The 20,284-nt window shown below is 34.9% G+C and carries 23 protein-coding genes; 3 read left to right on the top strand and 20 right to left on the bottom strand.

From position 1 onward, the window contains the following. Window positions 1–124: 124 nt before the first annotated feature. Entirely contained in the window at window positions 125–514 is a 390-nt protein-coding gene (locus ACVBAX_RS21780) for a DUF302 domain-containing protein (RefSeq protein WP_447118818.1), read from the bottom strand. 60 nt (window positions 515–574) lie between these two features. Further along, window positions 575–715, bottom strand: a complete 141-nt coding sequence (locus ACVBAX_RS21775; RefSeq protein ID WP_447118817.1) for a hypothetical protein — start codon at window positions 713–715, stop codon at window positions 575–577. A gap of 203 nt (window positions 716–918) precedes the next feature. On the opposite strand from ACVBAX_RS21775, the gene ACVBAX_RS21770 reads away from it, so the two are divergent. After that, the gene (locus ACVBAX_RS21770; protein WP_447118816.1) at window positions 919–2,382 is read left to right on the top strand and encodes a multicopper oxidase family protein; all 1,464 of its coding nucleotides are present in this window, start codon (window positions 919–921) and stop codon (window positions 2,380–2,382) included. A gap of 179 nt (window positions 2,383–2,561) precedes the next feature. Then, complete coding sequence (locus tag ACVBAX_RS21765; protein ID WP_447118815.1) at window positions 2,562–2,891, top strand: four-helix bundle copper-binding protein; 330 nt, start codon at window positions 2,562–2,564, stop codon at window positions 2,889–2,891. Between the two features lie 131 nt (window positions 2,892–3,022). Here ACVBAX_RS21765 and ACVBAX_RS21760 read toward each other — a convergent pair whose 3' ends face one another. The 9 genes from ACVBAX_RS21760 to ACVBAX_RS21720 all read right to left on the bottom strand — a co-directional run bounded on the left by ACVBAX_RS21760 (window position 3,023) and on the right by ACVBAX_RS21720 (window position 8,417). Beyond that, window positions 3,023–3,253 (bottom strand): hypothetical protein, encoded by a 231-nt coding sequence (locus ACVBAX_RS21760; protein ID WP_447118814.1) that lies wholly within the window; start codon window positions 3,251–3,253, stop codon window positions 3,023–3,025. 12 nt (window positions 3,254–3,265) lie between these two features. After that, window positions 3,266–3,580, bottom strand: coding sequence for an SHOCT domain-containing protein (locus ACVBAX_RS21755; protein WP_447118813.1), 315 nt, complete (start codon window positions 3,578–3,580; stop codon window positions 3,266–3,268). A gap of 40 nt (window positions 3,581–3,620) precedes the next feature. Further along, entirely contained in the window at window positions 3,621–3,809 is a 189-nt protein-coding gene (locus tag ACVBAX_RS21750; protein ID WP_447118812.1) for a hypothetical protein, read from the bottom strand. Between the two features lie 68 nt (window positions 3,810–3,877). Continuing rightward, window positions 3,878–4,258, bottom strand: coding sequence for a hypothetical protein (locus ACVBAX_RS21745; protein ID WP_447118811.1), 381 nt, complete (start codon window positions 4,256–4,258; stop codon window positions 3,878–3,880). A 41-nt stretch (window positions 4,259–4,299) separates the two neighbouring features. Further along, window positions 4,300–4,542, bottom strand: a complete 243-nt coding sequence (locus tag ACVBAX_RS21740; RefSeq protein ID WP_447118810.1) for an SHOCT domain-containing protein — start codon at window positions 4,540–4,542, stop codon at window positions 4,300–4,302. 167 nt (window positions 4,543–4,709) lie between these two features. Then, window positions 4,710–4,904, bottom strand: a complete 195-nt coding sequence (locus tag ACVBAX_RS21735) for a hypothetical protein (RefSeq protein ID WP_447118809.1) — start codon at window positions 4,902–4,904, stop codon at window positions 4,710–4,712. 347 nt (window positions 4,905–5,251) lie between these two features. Continuing rightward, entirely contained in the window at window positions 5,252–6,619 is a 1,368-nt protein-coding gene (locus tag ACVBAX_RS21730; RefSeq protein ID WP_447118808.1) for a sensor histidine kinase, read from the bottom strand. Then, window positions 6,603–7,310, bottom strand: a complete 708-nt coding sequence (locus ACVBAX_RS21725; RefSeq protein WP_447118807.1) for a response regulator transcription factor — start codon at window positions 7,308–7,310, stop codon at window positions 6,603–6,605. Before ACVBAX_RS21725 ends, ACVBAX_RS21730 begins: the two co-directional genes overlap by 17 nt. Window positions 7,311–7,841: 531 nt before the next feature. Next, window positions 7,842–8,417 carry a recombinase family protein gene (locus ACVBAX_RS21720; RefSeq protein ID WP_447118806.1) on the bottom strand — a complete coding sequence of 192 codons (576 nt, stop codon included), beginning with the start codon at window positions 8,415–8,417 and terminating at the stop codon, window positions 7,842–7,844. Between the two features lie 146 nt (window positions 8,418–8,563). Here ACVBAX_RS21720 and ACVBAX_RS21715 point away from each other — a divergent pair, with 146 nt between their 5' ends. After that, complete coding sequence (locus ACVBAX_RS21715; RefSeq protein ID WP_447118805.1) at window positions 8,564–11,530, top strand: Tn3 family transposase; 2,967 nt, start codon at window positions 8,564–8,566, stop codon at window positions 11,528–11,530. A 212-nt stretch (window positions 11,531–11,742) separates the two neighbouring features. On the opposite strand, the gene ACVBAX_RS21710 is transcribed toward ACVBAX_RS21715, so the two are convergent. From ACVBAX_RS21710 to copZ, 9 genes are all read right to left on the bottom strand, one after another. Beyond that, complete coding sequence (locus ACVBAX_RS21710) at window positions 11,743–12,408, bottom strand: ferric reductase-like transmembrane domain-containing protein (RefSeq protein ID WP_447118804.1); 666 nt, start codon at window positions 12,406–12,408, stop codon at window positions 11,743–11,745. 215 nt (window positions 12,409–12,623) lie between these two features. Further along, the gene (locus ACVBAX_RS21705) at window positions 12,624–13,361 is read right to left on the bottom strand and encodes a hypothetical protein (protein ID WP_160549842.1); all 738 of its coding nucleotides are present in this window, start codon (window positions 13,359–13,361) and stop codon (window positions 12,624–12,626) included. Window positions 13,362–13,372: 11 nt separating this feature from the next. Further along, the gene (locus tag ACVBAX_RS21700; protein WP_447118803.1) at window positions 13,373–13,918 is read right to left on the bottom strand and encodes a TlpA family protein disulfide reductase; all 546 of its coding nucleotides are present in this window, start codon (window positions 13,916–13,918) and stop codon (window positions 13,373–13,375) included. Between the two features lie 671 nt (window positions 13,919–14,589). Beyond that, window positions 14,590–14,904, bottom strand: coding sequence for a four-helix bundle copper-binding protein (locus ACVBAX_RS21695; protein ID WP_340906793.1), 315 nt, complete (start codon window positions 14,902–14,904; stop codon window positions 14,590–14,592). A gap of 774 nt (window positions 14,905–15,678) precedes the next feature. Next, the gene (locus tag ACVBAX_RS21690) at window positions 15,679–16,080 is read right to left on the bottom strand and encodes a hypothetical protein (RefSeq protein WP_447118802.1); all 402 of its coding nucleotides are present in this window, start codon (window positions 16,078–16,080) and stop codon (window positions 15,679–15,681) included. 467 nt (window positions 16,081–16,547) lie between these two features. Next, window positions 16,548–17,270 carry a YwmB family TATA-box binding protein gene (locus ACVBAX_RS21685; RefSeq protein ID WP_160549846.1) on the bottom strand — a complete coding sequence of 241 codons (723 nt, stop codon included), beginning with the start codon at window positions 17,268–17,270 and terminating at the stop codon, window positions 16,548–16,550. Window positions 17,271–17,409: 139 nt separating this feature from the next. Then, entirely contained in the window at window positions 17,410–17,541 is a 132-nt protein-coding gene (locus ACVBAX_RS21680; protein WP_340906795.1) for a hypothetical protein, read from the bottom strand. Between the two features lie 12 nt (window positions 17,542–17,553). After that, entirely contained in the window at window positions 17,554–19,986 is a 2,433-nt protein-coding gene (locus tag ACVBAX_RS21675; RefSeq protein WP_447118801.1) for a heavy metal translocating P-type ATPase, read from the bottom strand. Window positions 19,987–20,066: 80 nt separating this feature from the next. After that, on the bottom strand, window positions 20,067–20,273 hold the full coding sequence (gene copZ / locus ACVBAX_RS21670) for a copper chaperone CopZ (RefSeq protein WP_160548479.1): 207 nt from the start codon (window positions 20,271–20,273) through the stop codon (window positions 20,067–20,069). Between the last annotated feature and the right edge of the window lie 11 nt (window positions 20,274–20,284).

Genomic DNA, 20,284 nt, shown 5'->3' with positions numbered 1-20,284 from the left:
TGGAGTCCTCCTTGGTTAACTAAGTTAGGGGTCATTTCGGCACACGATTTGACACCCCGTATCATACCAAGAGGGCTCTTTTTTGTTCAAGTCCCCGAAAATCCTTCTAACAGGAATGCTCCTTTTATTCGCTTTTTTCTAACACATCGATGAGTATTTCTTCAATACTCTCTGCAATGGATTTCAATTCGGGATCATTTAACAAACCAATCATAGCCGTTGGTTTTGGAAGTCCAATTTTAGTCTTCCCTTCACTTTCATAGACAGTTATCTTACAAGGCAAGAAATATCCAACTAATGGATTATGGCCAAGAACTCTTGCAGCTTCTACAGGATTACAAACTTCAAGTATTCGATAAGGTGAAGTATAACTATGTACTCCTTTTTTCTGTAGGGTAGCAGTTAAATCAAGCTGCCATAGGATGCCAAATTTATTTTCTTTTAAATTTTGTTCAATTGATGATATAGCTTCATCAATCGTTTTATTCGTAATGACTGTATAATGGAATTCCATAAAAATCCTCCACCTGTTTTGGTTTTTATTTTCGAAAAGATTTTGTTTTGGATAATTTATTTAATCCTTTTTATTTTTTAATGCTAATTTAACAGCAATATAGACAACAGCACCTATGGCAAGAAGATTAATTAACCATCCCAAAAGTCCAAAACCCCAAAAGTAACTGCCCATCATGCCGTTTCCGGGGAAACCCATCATTAATTTTTCCTCCTTTATATCGTGACTTCTGATACACACAACAAATTTTACGTATAATACTGATAATTAAAATCTGTTATGGAAAGCTAGAATCGAAACAGTTTATAAATAGATGTTCTTTAGTATTTTTATTAAAAAAGTAATTATTATGTACGGCATTATACTAGTTAAGTTCAAACTACTAAATGAAGGAGGAAAAATTAATGAAAGCAAACTACGGCATCTTCATTGCAGGTATTATAATAGTCTTGGGAGGACTCTTTCTCTTTTTCGTACAAGGTCGAGATATGCCCGGTCAATTACCGGATCTATCAATGAATCAGCCATCTGATGATCAATCTATTGAAACAGAAGAATCCCCTCTCCCTATACCGCCATTATTAAAAGATAAAAATCCTGATCCAAATAAAGCGGAATTTCAAATAACTGCCCAAAACTCTACAAAAGAGTTTATTGCCGGAAAAGAAACAAAGACGATGGGGTATAATGGCGATTATTTAGGCCCTGTTATTCGGGTTCGTAATGGTGAAGAGGTATCTGTAAAAGTAAAAAATAATTTAGATGGTGACATAACAACTATCCACTGGCATGGTCTTGAAGTTGATGGCGACAAGGATGGCGGACCACACTCAGGGATTCAACCGGGAGAATCATGGTCTCCGGAATTCATGATAGAACAGCCAGCAGCTACTTTGTGGTTTCATCCCCACCCTGAGCAACAAACTGGGAGGCAGGTCTATAACGGATTAGCAGGATTATTTTTTATTGAGGATGAAGTTTCTGATCGTTTAGATATTCCGAAAGACTATGGAGTGAATGATGTCCCACTGATCATTCAAGATAAAAGATTTAATAAGGACGGAAGTTTTAAATACGAGTTGGGAATGCACGATGTTATGAACGGGCTACAGGGTAACACAATGATTGTAAATGGAGCAGTTCATCCATTTTTGGAAGTACCGAGGGGTATGGTGAGACTTCGTTTATTGAATGGTTCCAATGCAAGCGTTTATGAATTAAACCTCAGCAATAACCAAACCTTCTATCAAATTGCTAGTGATGGCGGGTTCCTTGAAAAGCCGTCAGTAATGAACAATATCGTTCTTGGCCCTGCAGAAAGAGCAGAAATCCTTGTTGATTTTTCAGATTTGAAAAAAGGAGAAACGGTTCAATTATTGAATCAAGGATCAGCGTTTATGAAGTTTGTTATAAAAAGTGAAAATCCAAAAGAATACACCATTCCAGAAAAGTTAACTACCATTGAAAAAGTAAACCCTGATCGTGCAGTAAAAACAAGACAATTTGTTTTTCAAGGGATGGGACCAAGTGTAAATATCAATGGTAAACAAATGGATATGGGCCGGATTGATGAAGAGGTAAATCTGAATAACACAGAAATCTGGGAAATTTCCAATGATAGTGGGATGGGGATGATGGGTGGAATGGCTCATCCATTTCACGCTCATGGCGTACAATTCCAAATTCTAGATCGTGATGGGAATCCACCGCCTGAAAACCAAATGGGATGGAAAGACACCATTCTCGTTTATCCGGGCGAAAAAGTTAGAGCCATTGCTACCTTTAATCATTCAGGTGTATTTATGTACCATTGTCATATTCTTGAACATGAAGATGCTGGAATGATGGGCCAATTCAAAGTAGAATAAGACCTAATATATTTCATTGAACATTGATTAAATTTTTTTTGGATGTAGCAAAAAGAATTTGAAGCAAGAATACTCAACAACCATATGACAGCATTATAAATTTATGATTAAAAAATTTTTCATATTTTTACTATTTAAGGAGATGATAATACGGTATTAAATGCAAGGAGGATTATGATATGCAAATGACCTATGAAGAATGCATCAAGGCATGTCTTGAATGTATGGAGGCATGTAATGGTTGTTATGATGCCTGTTTAAAAGAAGATGATGTAAAAATGATGGCGGAATGTATTCGTTATAACAGAGAATGTGCTGATATTTGTGCATTAGCAGCACAAGCAATGCAATCGGACAGTCCTTTAGCAAAACAAATCTGCCAATTTTGTGCTGAAATATGTGATGCTTGTGGAAAAATTTGTGAACAACATGGACATGCAGAGCATTGTAGAAAATGCGCAGAATCCTGTCGTAAATGTGCGGAAATTTGTAGGAAAATGGCTTCTTAAATTAAATGTGGCGACCTTTAATTTGGTCGCCACATTTAATAATATCAAGTTGGGTTTATCAAGATAAATTCTTGGAGAATTCAACCAGATCTATGAATCTCTATCAATCCTAACTCTATTGTACTTTGTAATTATAAATTCTTTACAATTTGTTCAAATTCTCCTTTGTCAATTTCTCCCCGAACGTAACGGAGCTTTAAAACTTCTAAAGGATTATTGTAATCTTTGTTATTATGTTTTTCTTTTTTAAAGACAATTAGGAAGTCAAGAATAAGGTTTTTGGCTATTTTTATTAATTTGAATAGATCACCTGTCTTCACTAGATAATAAAAGATTATAATGGATAAGATTACGTTTAACACTCATTTCACCTCTTACTTTTTAATCGTTTGTAGTATGGATTGAAATTCATCATGTGAAATCTCACCACGGGCATAGCGTAACTTTGCAACCTCTTCGGCCTCAATGACTGTAGTATGATTCATTTTAATGGATGAAACTCTAGTTTGTTGTTTCCGATTTCTAAGCAGTAAGAACAGAACCACCCCGATCAGAATAAACATTAAAATAGGCATAAAAGACCCATTAAACATCATGTCAAACGAGTTAAATCCTGATGGCATTCCATTATAACCGTAAAATCCTCCATTACTACCTCCAAAGGATCCCATATGTCCTCCATTCATCATGTTCATTTCTCCTTTCCTGTGTATAAATAGTTAGTGTGTTTTATAACAATTCTTTTAGTTTATTGTATTCTTCCGTTGAGATTTGACCGGATGCATATCTATAATCGATAACCTCTTTTAGTTCGTTTGAGCTGTTCGTTTCTTTCGGTTGAATTTGATTAAATAATTTCTGTAGTTCACCCGTTTTATACAGATAAAAACCCACAGCCAAAATTAGTAATAAAAACATATCTTAGATTCCTCCAATATTCATATTTTTGGGGAAGCAGGTCATTATCGACCTGCTTGAAGTGATAATTATAAATTTCCCATTCCTCTAAAGTTGCTGCTTTGAGAAGAACCACCCGTTCCGTGCATCCCCTTGTACATTTCTTCGAGTTGTTGATTATCTAAATTAGGATGCATTTCACTCATATATGGTTTCATTTGACCAAAGTTCATATTCCCTTCTTCCATGTACTTTTGCATATCGTCAAAGTTCATATTCCCTTCTTCCATGTATTTTTGCATACTTCCAACATCGCTTGATTCCATCATTTCAACCATTTGATCATAATTACCACTTTGTTCTTGAATCACTGTATTTTGATTTGGAGTATCTTTATCTGAAAATAAAGCTAAACCTGTTCCTCCAGTAAAAGCTAATGATGCTGCTAGAATTCCATTAATAATATTCATATCAATTCAATCTCCTTTTAATAGTTTTTTTATAGTAATTCTTATAAAATATTCTTCTTGATTTGCTCAAATTCTTCGAAAGAAATTTCGCCTTGAGCAAGTCTGGACTTAGCAATTTCTAATGCATTTGAACTTGTTACTTGCTGGCTCCTAGTTTGAATACCTATTTTTTGATTGTTCATCCCCAAATAGAAAAGGTAACCTATTAGCAAAACAACTAAAATCATCATAATCGATCCACCTCCCATTCCAAACATTCCAAAACCATGACCAAATCCCATCATTGTTTTATCTCTCCTTTCATATTTTTATCTTACATCTCACGAATGTAGAATTTATGAGCAACTTATGTGGAAGTTATGGAGAAAGTTCTCTCCTAATTAATAGGTGTTCACATCTAGTACTGCCAATTTTACGATTTCTACAACTAATGGTTTTTCCTATTTTAAGATTAGGCACTCAGAGAAACTTCATAGCAACGGAAATTTCCATATTTATCAAAATGAATCCACATTTTATCCTCATCTTCATAACTAAAAACTCCTTCTCCTAATTCCCACGATTGACAGTTGCCTGTCATATATGGTGTAGAATTTAATATAAATTGATTTTGCTCCAATAATCCTTGTTCAACTTTTTTTAACATATTTAAAACTCCTTTCACTTTTTTAATTATTACTATCAATACACTCAATTAATCGTGCTGATCATAGTAGCCTTTCTACCTGAATTAGTATCAACTAAGAAAATTATTAAAGTAGTTAGTTTGATTTTTTAAGACTCATAATAGAATGAACACATCTACCGCCTCCTAATTTTATCTTGTAAAGGTTTATGTTGTTTTCTTTACTTGCTCTTATCATAAACAACACTTGTAAAGAACTTATGAGTAAGTTATGGAGAACTTATGTGGATGAGAGATAACTATTTTTCCTTCTCAAAAACAAACAATAAAATAGGCAAAAAAAGGATTAAGTCAAGTGACTTAATCCCTTACTGCTTTGGAATATTTACCTCTACAGTTGTTCCTACATTTAATTGACTATCGATCTTTATTTCACCATGATGGGCTTCTACAAGTGCTTTTACGATAGATAACCCAATCCCAATGCCTCCTGTTTTCCGATCACGTGATTTATCACCCCGGTAGAATCTTTCAAATAGGAACGGGAGATCATCCTCACTAATACCAACTCCTTCATCTTTAATAATAAAACTAATGTGATCATTTTTTTCCTCTATATAAATCGATACTTGTTTTCCTTTCGGTGTATATTGAAGAGCATTATTAACGATATTCGTTAATATTTGAATGATTTTATCACGATCTCCTAAGAACCAATGCTGCTTGTCGGGATATTGAATCTTTAATTCAACTCCTTTTTTCATAAACACTGGACTGAATTGATCGTTTATGAAAGATAATAGTTTTCCGGTTTCTAACTTTGTTTTATCTAATCTAATCTGAGGATTTTCAGCCGCCATTAATTTTTCTAACTCATTAACTAGGCGAACTAGCCGCATTAGTTCCTCGTGGCATTGATCTAATCTTTTTGAATTTGGTTCCCAGATACCGTCTTGAAAAGCTTCAATATGACTTCTTAATGTTGCAAGTGGCGTTCTAAGTTCATGAGCAAAATTGGCTGTAAATTGTTTTCGTAGTGATTCCTCTTTTGCTAAGGATTCAGCAAGCTGATTAAAGGACTCTCCTAAAGGTTTCATTTCTACTGTCAATTCATCAATAGGGACTTGAGTTCGCCATTGATGATTACGCAACTCAACAACCGCATTGATTAGTTTTTTAAACCCTGTTGTTAGTCTTTTAGAAAATAATAAACTAAATAAGAACGATAAAATAACTGTAACTAATACGGCAAGGTAAATGTTTCTTTTAATAGACTTCAGAAATTTAGAATCCTCACCAATTAATTCTACAGGATAAAATACCGTCAATTTGCCGACTAATTTATTATTGGTTTTTAATGGATAGGAAGTTGATTGATAATCATTAGGATCTAGTGAGGAATGATTACCTTCCATCATTCCCATCATGGAACGTACCGATGTTGTATCAATTAGTAAGTTCCCATTAGCATCATAAAGTCTATAGAATAAATTTTCCGTCATTGCCTGTCCATGCATCATATAACTCAAATTTTGATTAATTAGTTCTCCTGTCTCATTAAATTGTTGTAGTGCATCCTTTTTTATTGATTCGATACTTTCATCTCTATTATTTTTGAGATAATCGGTAAATTGATTTTCAACCCCAAAAAAAATAGTAAAACTTGTAATGAAAATGCCACTCAGAGAAACAACTAAAAGATAAATTAAAATCCTTGACCTAAGTGTTAGTTTCATCTTTTTCTCCCCCAAACTTATAGCCCATTCCGAACACAGTCATGATAAATTCAGGGTGACGAGAATCGGTTTCTATTTTTTTTCGCAAATTTTTTATATGTGTATCAATACTTCTTTCGTATCCTTCAAAATAGACACCATCTTCTTGAATTTTTTCTAATAAATCAGCTCTACTATAGACTCTTCCCGGATAACTTGCCATCGTCATTAATAGCTTATATTCATTTGGGGTTAGCGCAAGTATGTCATCATTAAGCTTTACTTCCTTTTTCACATGATCAATCATAAGTTTATGGTTATTAAAACTGATTTGATTTACATTATCTGTCTTTTGTATTCTTCTTAATAAGGCTTTTACCCTTACAACCACTTCTCTTGAACTAAATGGTTTTGTCACATAGTCATCGGCTCCAATGACTATTCCATTAATTAAATCATCCTCAGCTGACTTTGCGGTGAGCATAATAATGGGAATATCACTTTCTTTTCTCACTAACCTACACACCTCTTCACCTGAAATATCAGGTAACATCAAATCTAATACAATAAGGTCAGGACTCTCATCCTTCACTTTTTTTAAAGCTTCGATTCCATTGGTAGCAAAAGAAATTTCCCAGCTTTCCTTTTCAAAATAAGCCTCTAACACTTCAAGAATGACTTTTTCATCATCCACCACTAGAATTTTTGTCATAAAATAATCACCTCTTATTAGCATATTATCATCTTATTTACCAAAAAAAATAATCTCCATCATTTCCACACAACTTGATCTTGGAACTACATATGTGGTAAGCAAAAAGAAATTTTAGTAACCAAATAATGAGAAAGAAAAGGGCCCTAAGAAAAAAATCGAATTAATTATTATTCGTATCTATGTGGTGAAGCAAAAATAGCTCTTAAATGAAGATATAGTACCATTTTTTATTATGAGAAATTATAGTTGGGTAGATTACAGAAAAGGATACCAACCAAAATTGAGGGATTCATAACGATATAAAAAAAGCAATTATTACTATTTATAAAAAAGGACTGGCAGAAACCATTCCCACAAATCTCAGAGAAAAATACAGAAAAGTGGTAAATTCTTATCAGCTTTCGATTCACATACTTAGAGTGTATAGGGATTTACATTTTAAAGTCATTCATATCGCTATTTCAAACCCTTCCAAACAGTTTCTTCCTCCATTAAATGGCCCTTTTCTGGAATATGGGTAAGGAAGGACTATTTGTTCTCTTCTGATAGCTTTCTATATAATGAAGCTCTAGACACATTTGTAATTTCGCAAATTTGATTTACAGTCAAATTTCCTTCTTTATATAGCTTAACTGCATAATTCATTCCTGCATGATTTTTATGATACTTCTTTAACCGACCTTTAAACTTTCCTTCTTTCTTAGCCAACTCAATCCCTTCACGTTGTCGCATACGAATAAGATCTCGCTCTAATTGGTTAACACCAGCCATTACCGTAATTAAGAATTGGCTGTATGGATTATCTTCTGATAAATCCAGCCATATATCTTTTAATGATTTTAAGCTAGCTTTTTTTTCTCGTATGTTATCGATTAATTCAAATAGGTTTTGTGTGCTACGAGTGATTCGAGTTAAGTCTGTAACATAAATGATGTCATCTTCCTGTAAATCCTCTAACATTTTTTGAAGTTGCTCGCGATCCTTTGTTGCCCCAAAAACTTTTTCTTCGTAAATAATATCCATTCCAATTTCGTTTAGCTGCTGAAATTGTCTTGAAGGATTTTGGCTCGTCGAACTAACACGTATATAACCGATTTTTCGCAAAATACCACCTCATTTTTGAGACAAGTCTTATGAGACGCTCTTAACTATGATTTTATCAGTCTACTATACTTGTATCAATAGAGTACACTCTATTGATATATAATTAAACTAATAAATTGAAAAATACAGAAATGGGATGATACTGAATGAAAATAGCGAGAGGTAGAGAATTGCTTACACCGGAACAGAGACAGGCTTTTATGCAAATCCCTGAAGATGAATGGATATTGGGGACCTACTCCACTTTTTCAAAACGGGATTTAGAAATAGTTAATAAGCGAAGGAGGGAAGAAAACCGTTTAGGGTTTGCCGTTCAATTAGCTGTTCTTCGGTATCCCGGTTGGCCATACACTCATATCAAAAGTATCTCAGATTCAGTCATACAATATATATCGAAACAGATAGGTGCTAGTCCATCCTCGCTCAGTCATTATCCTCAAAGAGAAAATACACTTTGGGATCATTTGAAAGAAATTCGAACTGAATACGACTTTGTAACTTTTACCCTGAGAGAATATCGAATGACATTTAAGCACCTTCATCAATTAGCTTTGGAAAATGGTGATGCCATTCATCTACTGCATGAATGCATAGATTTTCTAAGAAAAAACAAAATCATACTGCCTGCTATCACTACACTTGAAAGAATGGTGTGGGAAGCAAGGGCAATGGCTGAAAAGAAGCTATTTAACACGGTTAGTCAATCCCTAACAAATGAGCAAAAAGAAAAACTTGAAGAGATCATTACCTCGCAGCATCTATCAGAGTCCAATAAAACGATATTGGGTTGGTTAAAGGAACCACCGGGTCATCCTTCACCCGAAACTTTTCTAAAAGTCATAGAACGACTCGAATATATACGAGGATTGGAATTAGAAACGGTGCAAATTAATCATTTGCATCGCAATCGTCTGTTGCAGCTGTCTCGCTTAGGTAATAGATATGAGCCTTATGCATTCCGTGATTTTCAAGAAAATAAACGATATTCGGTATTAACCGTCTATTTATTACATCTTACTCAGGATTTAACGGATAAAGCTTTTGAAATTCATGACAGACAAATATTTAGTCTATTATCCAAAGGTCGTAAGGCCCAAGAAGAAATTCAGAAACAAAACGGTAAAAAGCTGAATGAAAAGGTTATACACTTTACGAACATCGGACAGGCTTTAATTGAAGCAAAAAAGGAAAAATTAGATGTTTTTGAGGTTTTAGAATCTGTTATTGAATGGAATTCTTTTGTTTCTTCGGTGGAAGAAGCTCAGGAGCTTGCACGTCCTGCCGACTATGATTATTTAGACTTACTGCAAAAGCGATTTTATTCCCTCAGAAAATATACGCCAACGCTATTAAGGGTATTGGAATTTCATTCTACAAAGGCAAATGAACCACTTTTAAAAGCTGTAGAGATTATCCGAGGAATGAACGAATCTGGAAAACGAAAAGTACCTGATGACTCACCAGTGGATTTTATTTCAAAACGTTGGAAAAAGCATTTAAATGAGGAGGATGGTACAACAATTAATCGTCATTACTATGAAATGGCCGTTTTAACAGAACTCCGGGAGCATGTTCGGGCAGGAGATGTTTCCATTGTTGGAAGCAAACAATATAGAGATTTTGAGGAATATTTGTTTTCAGAAGATACATGGAATCAAACTAAGGAGAATACAAGATTATCAGTTAGTTTATCATTCGAAGATTATATGGTGGAGAGAACCAACAGTCTTAATGAAAAATTAAAGTGGATAGCTGCCAATTTCAACAAGTTGGATGGAGTTTCTCTTGAAAAAGGAAAGCTATCTCTTGCACGCTTAGAAAAAGATGTTCCAGAAGAAGCAAAGAAATTCAGTGCAAGTCTGTATCAGATGCTACCAAGATTAAAATTAACCGATTTACTCATGGATGTTGCTTATATAACAGGATTTCATGAGCAATTCACCCATGCTTCCAATAATCGAAAGCCTGATAAAGGAGAAATGATCATTATCATGGCTGCCCTTTTAGGAATGGGGATGAATATTGGATTAAGTAAAATGGCTGAAGCTACACCCGGACTTACATATAAACAACTAGCCAATGTGTCTCAATGGCGCATGTATGAAGATGCAATGAATAAAGCCCAAGCCGTATTAGTAAATTTTCATCACAAATTACAATTGTCTTCCTATTGGGGAGACGGTTCAACATCCTCGTCAGACGGTATGAGAATGCAGCTAGGTGTTTCATCACTACATGCAGATGCAAATCCACATTACGGAACTGGAAAAGGAGCCACCATCTACCGTTTTACTAGTGATCAATTTTCTTCTTACTACACAAAGATTATTCATACTAATTCAAGGGATGCGATTCATGTTTTGGATGGTTTGTTGCACCATGAGACAGATCTAAATATAGAAGAGCATTATACAGACACGGCTGGTTACACAGACCAAATATTCGGACTGACTCATTTATTAGGATTTAAATTTGCTCCAAGAATAAGAGATTTATCGGACTCGAAATTATTTACAATAGATAAAGCAAGTGAGTATCCAAAACTAGAAGCCATTTTACGTGGACAAATACATACAAAGGTCATTAAAGAAAATTATGAGGATGTTTTGCGATTAGCTCATTCTATAAGGGAAGGAACAGTGTCAGCATCCCTTATTATGGGGAAACTAGGTTCTTATTCAAGGCAAAACAGCTTGGCTACAGCCTTACGTGAGATGGGCCGAATAGAAAAAACGATTTTTATTTTGAATTATATTCCGGATGAATCATTAAGAAGAAAAATACAAAAAGGATTGAATAAAGGAGAAGCCATGAATGGACTGGCAAGAGCTATTTTCTTTGGAAAACAAGGAGAGCTTAGGGAACGAACCATACAACATCAACTGCAAAGAGCCAGTGCTTTAAACATAATTATCAACGCCATTAGTGTATGGAATACTCTACATCTGACAAAAGCAGTTGAATACCAAAAAGATTTAGGTGATTTTAATGAAGACTTGTTACATCATATGTCTCCTTTAGGCTGGGAGCATATCAATTTACTAGGAGAGTACCGTTTTAGTTCTGAAAAATTGGTTTCGTTAGATTCTTTAAGACCACTAAAACTGTCTTAACGTTGTTAAAATTGGGGGAATCCGTCAGGAAAATGGGCTTAACGTTGTAAATCCGCATTTTCCTGACGGTACCCCTTGATAATCTTTCTATTCTCCTTAATTCGGATTAAGTAATCTCCTAAAGTGTAGACATATGATAATGACATATTACCTCTGTATGGATCTACTCGTTAAGGAACATAGATTGCTAACTTAACAACGTATTTAGAAGTTTAATCTTGATTCACAAGAGCTTTTCTAGCCTTGGCTCGATTTCTTAATACAGTAAGAAAAAAAACACCCCATTGTAATAAGAATAGGATAATAACGAATACTAGAAACGGTTTTTGAAACCAGTTGGCATTACCGATTCGAAAGAAAAAGAGAAAATAGGCAGTATGCGCCACTACTAGTATATATAATATGCTGCTCTTTTGCTGAACATAATCCCATGCTGGCTTACCCAGAAGTTTCACTGATTTGTTATTCGAAATAAGTGCTAGGAGGAACACATACACCAATCCAATTAAACCAAGAAGGTTAGCAAGAGTAAACCCAGAATCAAAAAACAATTGACCTGTAGCTTGATCAAAACCTGCTATGGTTCTGATAGGCTCCCATTGGAACCAGCCATCGAATAGTATATATACATGAATAATTGCCGTCAACGCACTCCAGATACCCATTTCACGGCGCCATGGACTATAAGAAATAAAGAATCGATTTATCTTACCCAAAGGACCAATCACGAGAGTCAATAATAGTAATAACAATGAAACATCAGCAAAAGCTCGATTCCAAGCATGCATTGGGTCCCATCCAGAGCGAGATAAGAAAAATAAGTATACTGCTATGATAGAAAACAACCCTACAACCAAATTTCTTTTCAAAGTTTTCAATGAAAATCTAACTCCCCTTTTCTATTATTGGATTTGAAAGTATCTGGGATTAAACTCTTATGGTAAGTAAATGCAGTGGACTCTTTTTTAGAATAAAGCTACCGATTATTACCTGTAGGCTATTATATAGTTTTATTAATTTTGACAACCCATTGTAGTATATTATTACGGTCTCCCATATCCATGTTAATATGAGACTCTAGATTCTGTGCTTTTTAGTTTATAAACTGAGTTTCGTCCTTCTCCACTGTTTTATTGGACTTAAATACTGCAATTCCGAATAAAAGCAATATTAAATGTAACAATTGATTAAAAGACAGGCCAATTAGGACAATGTCTTGGTGAATAAAAAAGGATGTAAGCAAGCCAATTGCACCGATACCAATGGATGATTGAGAAAAATTGATTCCCGTACCGACGTTAGCTTTGAGCCTCAAAATATAAAAAGTTAAAAAAGCGAATAACACTGCACGGTAATAACCAATTGGGTGATAGTTAACTTCTGAATTTGCTAAGCTTTTTCCCCAAGGCAGGGTGGTTTCAAATCCAATACCTGGAACTAGAAGGCTATATATAAACACAAAAGGAAGTATTCCGAAAGGAAGAACATCAAAGAAATAATAAAAAGGCATATTGCCCTTCTTTAATTTATAGCCCAAATACAGACACGAACTAAAAATGGCAAAGATAATTGTCTTTTCACTACCGCTAATAAACAGAATCGATAATGGATTTGTCCACAAAACACTAGGATTAAAAAAGACACCGCCAAATTTCCAGACAACAATTCCTATAAATAGAGTACCAGCAAGTACATCAGAGAACACTTCGGGTTCAATATTCAATTTGTTCATTTTGTACCTTAATAGGAAATAGCCTATTACAGCACTAAGCAGAACTGCAATCAGTTGATATTTCACCATAAATGGGCCTAATTGAATAATTTCATTCATATAACGTCCACCTATTCTTTCGCTAATTTTTCAAATTTATCTTCAAATAATTCAACACCCCCAAAACCCAATATCTGATCAACGATGATTCCATCTCTGTTGACAAAGTATGTAGTGGGAATTGCTGTCACCCTATACATATCTGAAATCTTGTTATCCATGTCCAACAATACCGGAAATTGAAAACCATAAGAATCAGCAAATTTTTTAGCAGCTTCTTTTGAATCCCCTTCTGTAAGATTCACTGCAAATATTTCGACTTTATCATTATATTTTTGATAGAGTTTCACTAGTTCTGGAGCTTCCACTTTACAAGGTCCGCACCAGGAAGCCCAAAAATTTATTACCAGCGGTTTAGAGACTTCATCCGTTGAATATTGCTTTCCATCCAAACCCGTTAAGGAAAAACTAGGTCTCTGAAAATTCTTTTGAGGTAGTTGTTCAGTATTTCCAGTGCTTTTTGAGATAGACTGAAACTTTGTAATCTCTTTGTTTACAGTAAATACAAAAGCCCATAGTAGCAAACCAAGTAAAACAATTTTAAACGTTTTTTTCATAAGAAACCCCTCTCCTATTAGAAAATTTTTAAAAACAAATAAATTCGTTAAAACAATCTAAATCAAGAATGATTAATCTTAGTGATCATTCAAAATATAAACACCTTTGATATATCGTTGATTAAGCCTCGGTCCAGAATTTCACCATAAAAAAGTCAATATAAAAAACAGAATAGATAAGCTCATAACATAAAACATATCATTTACAAAAAATCTCCACTCGTGTTACTTAGTAGATTATGAAATTAAGTGAAAAGCAAATTATGAGTATGTAAATATTTATTTTGAATTCACCGGTTATTTCGTAAAATCGTCCCTTAAGACACCAGTTATTTATTAAACAACCCAAAGCTAAACAACAGGGTGAAATATGCGGTAGGAAGCTAGCACCATTTCTTCCTTCCGTAAACAGTGGGGATATAACTATCATACTTGGTAAATATAGAGAAACCATGCAGAAATGATAGTAACGGTGGAAACTTTGGAAACCAAACTTCTATTCCTTTAGAGCCAGATGTATTATCCAGTAAATATCTAATCGATTTCGAACAATTAGAGAGTAAGAATGTATGTAAAAAAAACGACCCCTTACAGCTGAGTACCTGCTCCCAAAGGAATACTTCAGCATTCAAGAGGCCGTCTTTTCTTTTTAAAGAAAATATTTCAAGTGATTAAGATGCCATTCTACGGCATTCATCTGCACATCTGAAGCAGACTTCAGCGCATTTCTGGCAGTGATCATGGTTATGTTTCTTACATTCGTTTCCACATGCCTCACAAATATCAGCACATAACTGACAGATTTGCTGGATAAAGGGACTATTCGTTTGCATTGCTTTTGCAGCAAACTCACACATATCAGCACATAGGCGATCCATGCGGATACAATCTGCCATCATATGATTTTCTTTCAAACAAGCATCGAAGCAAACATTACACGCTTCCATACATTCCAAGCATGCTTTAATACATTGTTCATGGTTCATATTTAATACACCTCCTTTTGTCCATTACGACTTTAAGTTTTCCCTTGGTTTAGTGTTTTAAGCTGCATAAAAACTGCATATTTATTCCCGTTGTCAACATTTCTTCAGGAAAAATTAAAATCTTGGAAACTACATCTATTCCCAATGACAGTAATGAAGAGGTTGTTATTTCTCACCCATTAATCGTCACTTGATGTTTAATTCAAAACACTACAAATTTTTATTCATGAATTTATTATTTCCCCAGGTTCTTCATTAATGCCATTAAGACATACATGCACAAACCTTGCAGAATACAATAAAAAGAGCCCTTTTTAATTAAAAAATAGGCCCGGTAAAAATCATCCAACTAATCATTTCATTTATAAAATTTTCTTAGGGAATTATTGATTCGAATAAATTCCCTATACCATCTTGTAACAGCAATTCTTCTCCACCTAATGCCTGTAGTACCGATCCAATTGACTGGACGATATCTCCTGTTACTACTATTTTTGAGAACTAAAAATAGAATACTCGTTTGTATTGTTTATTTGGTTTGTAACTCCAGTTGCTTCAAGCAACTATCCTATTGTTTGGCCCAAATTCCATTTAGTATTTTTTTCTCCCCCTCAGAATCTCCGTTTAAAGAATATAATATATTCAGTAAAATAGCTTCGGCAATAACCACAACTGTTTGAATCCACTGAGTAACTGCAATTTGTTTTTTTTTGGATCTTTAATAAATCATTGTCATCTTTAATTTCTGTTTTACTTTACTTTTAGCCATCAACCTCACTCCCAAAACTCTTTCAAGCTCTCGCTCAAAGCTAAACTACTACATTTTGAGAGTAGTGATATTAAGATTGTTCCTATTTTTCTAATTACTTCTTCCTCTATACTTTTAACCTTAAGATATAACTCAATTTTACTTATTTCTTTGTTAACGTCGATTGATTTCAACTGTATTGCATAGGCAGTAATTAGTTCTTCAAATGAATCTAGTAATTTTATATGTTCAGGGTTAAAAACTAGTGGTGCTTCCACCTTTTTTAATTGATTAAACGCCTCTTCATATATATTAATAAGATTAAGTATTTTTTGAATTATATTATCTTCCCTTTTATTTTGGTTATTCAAATCAGAAATTCTTTTCCCTATTTTAGACAATTCCCTACCATACTCGGCGATTATCAAATGTAACCTCTCCTTACCATTGATCAATTGCATTGTTTTAGTGTATGTAAAAGTGCCTAATGAGGTTATGGTTTTTTGATTTAAATTTATACTCGACAGGAAGATAAAGATTGAATTGGGAAGAAGTAATCGATTAAAACCTAAGCAGTGACAGCTCGTTTTCCTTTTGAAAAGACAATCTATCAAAGCCATATTTTAAGTCTAGGGAGTTTTCGGTTACTCTAATACTCTTGGCTCTCGGGGACAACCTTGAGTTTTATAAGAACCTTATCCATGTCTCCATTTAAGAAAGTATGATAATTTGAAGTATCTTCTTTAAAATAATGGGACTGTTCCTTAAAGTCTTACCCAATATTTTAGTTGAGAACAAATTCGAATTCCTACTATGCCGCGAATAATTTAACTTTTAAATCTATTAAGATCATTCGAGTTCCAATAACATACTCTTGTTTAACTAAATTTTCATCTTAATACTCCACGGTAATAATAGGACTACCAATAGTTAGATTTATCTTAGATTCGTCTACATTTTTTCTTAGTGCCAACTGTAGATTCATTTTTTTATGATTGGCAGTAGGAAGGAAATATTCCCAATTGTCATTAAAAGCTGAAATCGATACAAAATCTTCTTCTTTTAAGCTTTCGACTTGAACCGATGAAAGTTCGTCCAATAATAAATTCGCTTTCTCGTTTAAGTCGGTCATTCCTGAATCACTTAATTTTGCCTTTACAGTAAAAAATACATCCTTTTTGTTGTTCAACTTTTGAAGAATGTCAAAATAGGTATTCTCCGACCACTTTTTACTTGTATAGCTATATGTCTGTAGAACTTTGTATCCTTCTCCAGATTTATATGCGGTTAATGTTATTAGTTCCTTTTCCTTTACGTTTTCTACAGCACTGCCAGTAATTTTTATATGGTGTTCCTTCGAATCATCTTCAATCCATTTGAAGTTAGGATAATCCTGCTTAAGGCTTGTTTCCATCTTTCTATATTCTTTTAGTGTTTTTATGAGTTCCGTTTCCTCACTATAATAAATTGTCCACTCACTAATAATGCCTTTAGCTTTTTTAATGGTATTAACTGTACTAATTACTTTTTCCTCTTGTGCTTGAACCTCACGATATTTTCCATAAAAGCTAAACAATAGAACTAATCCTATAAAAATTAATAGTAATGATTTTTTCATTTTTCTTCCCCCCTGCCCATCATTATGGGCAATCTAGTAAAATATATACCTGATAATCTAATAAAAAAATATTTCCTCATAAAAAAACAGGTCCTTTAAAAGGACCCGTTATAACAACAATATAGTTAAATCTATACTTTTATTTATCTTCCATTTGCATATTGGAATGATCCGCCTCATCAGTAGGCTCCCCTGCAATAGAAGAGTATGCGTAGTATGCCCCAACAACAACCACAAGATAAACTAGTGCTGAAATTACCCATTTTTTCATATACACTTCTCCCTATAATTTTACTCGTTGCAAACGTAATGCATTGAGAACTACTGACACAGAACTGAAGGCCATTGCCGCTCCTGCAAGCCAGGGCGCCAAGAAACCTAAAGCAGCTATTGGGATTCCTAGAGTATTATAGGCAAATGCCCAGAAAAGATTCTGTCTAATATTTCGAATGGTTTTCTTACTCATAAAGATAGCATCTGCAATGCTGTTAAGATCTCCACGTATAAGAGTTATATCCGCTGCTTCCATCGCCACATCCGTACCTGTTCCGATTGCCATCCCAATATCTGCTATGGCAAGTGCAGGAGCATCGTTAATGCCATCTCCTACCATGGCTACTTTCTTGCCTTGTTGCTGAAGTTTTTTTACTTCCTCGGCCTTCCCTTCTGGCAATACTTCTGCAATGACATTTTCGACCCCAGCCTGCTTTGCTATGGCTCTGGCTGTTTCCTGATTGTCACCTGTAATCATAATAACTTCAAGACCCATATCTTTTAGGCGCTGGATTGCTTGGGTTGATGTTTCTTTTATTGTGTCTGCCACCGCAACGATTCCGGCGTAATTGCCTTCTATGGCTGTTAGCATGGCTGTTTTCCCTTGCTTTTCTAAACGTTCCATTGTCGGTAAAACATGTTCGACTTCCACATTATATTTTTTCATCAAACGGCGAGTCCCCACAAGGATCTCTTTTCCGTTAACAATCGCTTTAATTCCGAATCCTGGAATAGCTTCAAATTCTAAAACCTCTGCAAGACTAATGTTTTTTTCTTTTATCCCTTCTACAATTGCCTCGGCAAGTGGGTGTTCTGATTGTTTCTCTGCAGTTCCCACTAGTGTTAAGAATTCCGTTTCATTTAAATCAGTGATTACATCTGTTAAAACCGGTGCACCGTTTGTAATAGTTCCTGTTTTATCTAAAATAACCGTGTCAATTCGGTGGGTCATCTCTAAATGTTCCCCGCCTTTAAATAAAATTCCAAACTCTGCAGCTCGGCCTGAACCCGCCATTATGGAGGTTGGAGTTGCAAGACCAAGGGCACAAGGACATGCTATAACAAGAACGGCAATCAATTTTTCTAATGCCTCTGCAAAATTCCCCGGTGCCACCCATATATACCACACGAAAAATGTCACAACTGCAATCCCGACAACAATGGGAACGAAAATCCCCGAGATGGAATCAGCTAGACGTTGGATGGGTGCTTTTGAGCCTTGAGCTTCTTCCACCACCTTGATAATTTGGGCAAGAGCTGTATCTTTGCCAACTTTTGTGGCTTTAATTTTGATAAATCCATTCTTATTAATTGTTGCACCTATTACACTATCGCCAACAGTCTTATCGATAGGAACACTTTCACCTGTAAGCATTGACTCATCTAAAGCAGAGCGACCCTCAATAATCTCTCCATCAACAGGTACCTTTTCACCTGGTTTAACGAACACAATATCCCCTGCAACTACTTCTTCAAGGGGAATTTCAATTTCTTCCCCTTCACGTAAAACTTTAGCTGTTTTTGCTTGTAAACCCATCAACTTCTTAATCGCTTCTGAAGAACGACCTTTTGCTTTTGCTTCAAATAACTTCCCTAAAATAATTAATGTAATTAGGATTGCACTTGTTTCGAAATATAATCCAACTGAATGAACAACTGTACCAAGCGTTTCAAATGCAAGATACACACTATAAAAATAAGCTGCTGAAGTACCAAGTGCTACTAGGACATCCATGTTGGCACTAAAGTTTCTTAACGCTTTATATGCCCCTACGTAAAACTGCTTTCCGATATAAAACTGGACAGGAGTTGCTAAAGCCATCTGGACCCAAGGGTTCATTAGCGCATCTGGTACATAAATAAACGCTGTAAAGCTGAAATGTCCTACCATGGCCCACAGAAGTGGCAGGGAAAGTATCAGTGAAAAGATAAATTTCCCCTGCTGATTTTCTATTTCTTTTAAGCGCTGATCCACTGTTTCCTTTTCGTTCTCGTTGGTTTTTACTGTAGCACCATAGCCTAATTTATCTACTTTTTCAATCATGTCCTTTGTAGTCACAACAGAAGGATTATATTCTATCGATGCCTTTTCAAGTGCAAGGTTAACATTCGCATGGATAACACCATCAAGTTTATTTAGACCTTTTTCAATGCGGGTGGCGCAAGCTGCACAGGTCATCCCTGTCAAGACAAGTTCAGCCTTTTCAGTTATTACATCGTAGCCTAGATCTTGTACTTTTTTCTGAATTTCAGCGGGGCCCATTTTAGTTGAGTCATATTTAACGGTCGCCTTTTCCAATGCTAGATTAACGTTAGCGTCCTTAACCCCTTCCATCTTTTTTAAACTTTTTTCAATTCGGGTCGCACAGGCCGCACAGGTCATTCCCGTGATTTGAAATTGGTCCTCAGATACTTTTTCTTTTACAAGAACATTTTCACTCATATATACAACTCCTTATACCTATGTAGGGTATATTTCTGTGAAAAAGAGAGTGTGCTATCATAGCACCTCATCTTTTTGTATTATTGAACGTCGTAACCTTGGTCATCAATTGTTTCTTTGATAGTATCAAGAGAAACTTCACTTGCATTATATTCTACATCCACTTTACTATCCTCAAGGTTCACTTTAACTTTAGAAACTCCTTTAAGTTCCCCTACACTTCCCTCAATAGCCTTTACACAGTGACCACATGACATACCTTGAACATTTAATGTAATTTTTTCCATCGATAACATCT

It is taken from the genome of Robertmurraya sp. GLU-23 (assembly GCF_052983275.1).
Note: the sequence above shows the minus strand (reverse complement) of the source record. Positions and strands in the feature narration are given on the sequence as shown.